At 48.0% G+C, this 2,835-nt stretch carries 3 protein-coding genes; 2 read left to right on the top strand and 1 reads right to left on the bottom strand.

The features are described 5' to 3' along the window. Together KDK14_RS14630 and KDK14_RS14625 are read left to right on the top strand one after the other, a co-directional pair. Positions 1 to 290: hypothetical protein (locus KDK14_RS14630; protein ID WP_257265909.1), on the top strand; the 290-nt coding region annotated here is incomplete at its 5' end. Between the two features lie 10 nt (positions 291 to 300). Next, entirely contained in the window at positions 301 to 2,160 is a 1,860-nt protein-coding gene (locus tag KDK14_RS14625; protein ID WP_306671558.1) for an amidase, read from the top strand. A gap of 4 nt (positions 2,161 to 2,164) precedes the next feature. On the opposite strand, the gene KDK14_RS14620 is transcribed toward KDK14_RS14625, so the two are convergent. Then, positions 2,165 to 2,737, bottom strand: a complete 573-nt coding sequence (locus tag KDK14_RS14620; RefSeq protein ID WP_257265908.1) for a Smr/MutS family endonuclease — start codon at positions 2,735 to 2,737, stop codon at positions 2,165 to 2,167. Positions 2,738 to 2,835 lie beyond the last annotated feature (98 nt).

The following is a 2,835-nucleotide window of genomic DNA, read 5'->3' as shown; positions in this document are numbered from 1 at the left end:
GAATAGCGGGGCTATTTGACGAAGAAGCAGGAATTTTTAGACCAATTTATCGCAAGCGCAGCAAGGCAGTCTATTCTCGGACAGCCTCCTGGCAAGGCGACCGACAAGAGCCTGCCAAAGCGCCTGATTCAGGATATGGTGGTGTTCAGCAAAAAAAAACCGATAACGAGCTGACCGAAGTAAAGAGCCAAACCCTTTTGACTTCACTGGCCAGGTTAGTCGGAATATGTAACTTCCTTCACACGAAGGATATTGAGTGTATATTTTCTTCAGCAACAGCAAACAAATAGAGGTTTTATAATGGATGCGTCAATTGCATTACCAAAGGCATCAGCCCTTGAATGTGAGTTCTGTCTACAATCATCAAAAAGTAATGACTCAGGTTTCTTCTGCCATCGTGAAATAACGCAATACCCGCAATGCCGTGCCCATAATTTGGTGCCTTCGGGCCAAATAAACAAAGGCCCCTTGCTGAAATTTATTATCCAACCATTATCCAGCATTCCATTTGCTCCAAGGGCCATGCGAACCATTTCCGGATTACCGAATTCAATGCCCCCAAAAGTCTCTTTCAATGCACAGGGCAGAAATCAGGTCAGTGTAAATCAGGCTGGAGTAAATAATGTTGTTACTGCTCGTGTGGCTGGTGACAAAGAGACAATAACCAGCGACGACTATCTGAAATTCTTATCGGAAATTTCCCCTGCCCCGGGGTTAGAGAGCCATCTGGATAAACCGCTATCTGCATGGCAGGGCGTTAATGTTGAGCATATATCAGATGCCATTAACAAAGCCCGCCAATCAGATCAACTATCAGAGATAGCCAGGGGATGTATTACCGAGCGAGGTATATTTGAGCAGCCGTTGCAATCCCCGGGTTTCCATCACAATAAGATACCCGTTTCGGTCAAGGCTGAATATCACTTGGAGGGGTTTGTAGCAAGCCATGGCCTGAAGGGGGGCGGGAATGAGCAAACGAGAACCACAAGGTTTATCGAGATGCTTGAGGCCTCTGATAAATTCTGCCTGCTGTTAACCAATACCCAGCATGCTCTGGGTGCCGGGGCCAGTGGTATCAATCCGAAAGATGGTCCTTTGGCTAACACGTATCTGGGGAAAAATGGCCAGCCTAAAATTCCCGGTGGTTCTACCTCTGGTGGTGCTGTTGCAGTCAGCAGTGGTCTGGTGCCCGCGGCAATTGGCAGCGATGGCGGTGGTTCCATCCGTATACCCGCAGCAGCAACAGGTGTTGTGGGGGGGATGGATGGCAGATCCCTGGAATCTGGTTCATCTTTTTTTGATCAGGAAGGGGGGGCTTATGCAAAGAATTCCGAATCATTGGTCAGTTCGGGATATATAGTCGGTAATGTTGACAAATTAGCACTGACATGCGTGGAATCGAGCAGTATCAGTCCGGATAATCGCTGTTTTGACTACCAGAAACTGGGCCTGGCGATTGATCTGGATGCCATGGGCATTGCCAATCCGGCCGTTGCCGAAAAATGCCTTCAGGCCATTGGCTGCTGGCAGAATAAATATGGCAAGACCAGAAATGTGCAGGAAGTTCATCTTATGGATCTTGAAAATTCTCCCGGTAATGCGAAGGCACTGGCTCTGTCTCATGTGGTTCTGTTTGGCTCTGAAGAGCTACAAACCTTTAATTCAACCGCGTTATCGGATGATCAACGCAGACAGGCTGATCCGGAACTGAGGCTGAATATGAAACTGGCCAAATCATTTTCTGATCAGATGAAGCGCACTGCCAGAGAAAACCGTGATCAATTCAATCAGCACCTTAAATCGCTCAGGGATCGGGGTGTTGATGTTATCCTGATGCCCACGATTCCAGAAGTGAGCAGAGATATTATCAGGGGCGAAAAACAATACGGTATGGCTGACTTGCGCGGTTCATTGCAGCTGAGTCAGCTGACCAGTCTGGCGAACTTGCTTGGTGTACCAGCAATTACCCTGCCTGTTGGTCATGATAACATTCATGGTATGCCCGTTGGGCTAACCTTGATGAGTACTTCGGAAGATGACTGCAATCTATATCATCTTATGCCGTTGGCAAAAGAGTTTGAGAATGTAACCCGGGAGAATAATAAGCTGAGAATGCATAAACCAGACATCTATTTTGGTGACTATCTGCACCAGAAATGACAGGTCAGGCTGGTGGTTTATTTTTTTTAAGCAGAACCAGAACAGAGCCAGTGCCACCTTCGCAAGGCGGGGCAGAACAAAAAGCCAGAACATCAGGTATCTGTTTTAGCCAGTGATTGGTATGGCTCTTTAACGTCAATTGTCTTTCTTTTCTGCGGTGAGACTTGCCATGGATGATGCGTACACAGCTCAGCCCACGGTAGCGGGAAACCCGGATAAACTCATGGATAAGCTCCCTGGCTTCATCAATTTTATAGCCATGCAGATCCACTTGAAATTGAATCGGGATCATCCCTTGACGCAGCTGCCTGAGCCTTGTGCTCTGGATTCCGGGTCGAGAGAATTCAATAAACTGTTCAGGATTGACAGGCTCAACCCAGGCGTCAGAGAGCGCAGCGCCTGAAGGTGGCTTGTCTTGTTCGGCCGCTTTGCGCCGAGTTCTCAGGGTGCTTTCCGGAATATCCGGGTTTGTTTTGCGACCCGTGCCAGAGTGTGTCTTGTTGCCTTTTTTGCCAACCAATGGTAGTACATCTCTCATCGCTTCCCGGAAGCTTTGTTCGTCATCTCGCTCTGACATGAAAATGGCTACTTATAACTGAGTGGTACGGGTAGGGTGAACAGCAGGGCGCTAGAATCGGCTGTACGGACATTCATTGAATCACGAATTCGTGCTTC

It is taken from the genome of Endozoicomonas sp. ONNA2, from assembly GCF_024606365.1.
Lineage (GTDB): Bacteria > Pseudomonadota > Gammaproteobacteria > Pseudomonadales > Endozoicomonadaceae > Endozoicomonas.
This window is presented reverse-complemented; position numbering and strand designations above follow the sequence as displayed.

Excerpts from the sequence above, each read along its gene's own strand:
- KDK14_RS14625 (WP_306671558.1), top strand. The coding sequence starts at position 301 with ATGGATGCGTCAATTGCATTACCAAAGGCATCAGCCCTTGAATGTGAG.
- KDK14_RS14620 (WP_257265908.1), bottom strand. The coding sequence starts at position 2,737 with ATGTCAGAGCGAGATGACGAACAAAGCTTCCGGGAAGCGATGAGAGAT.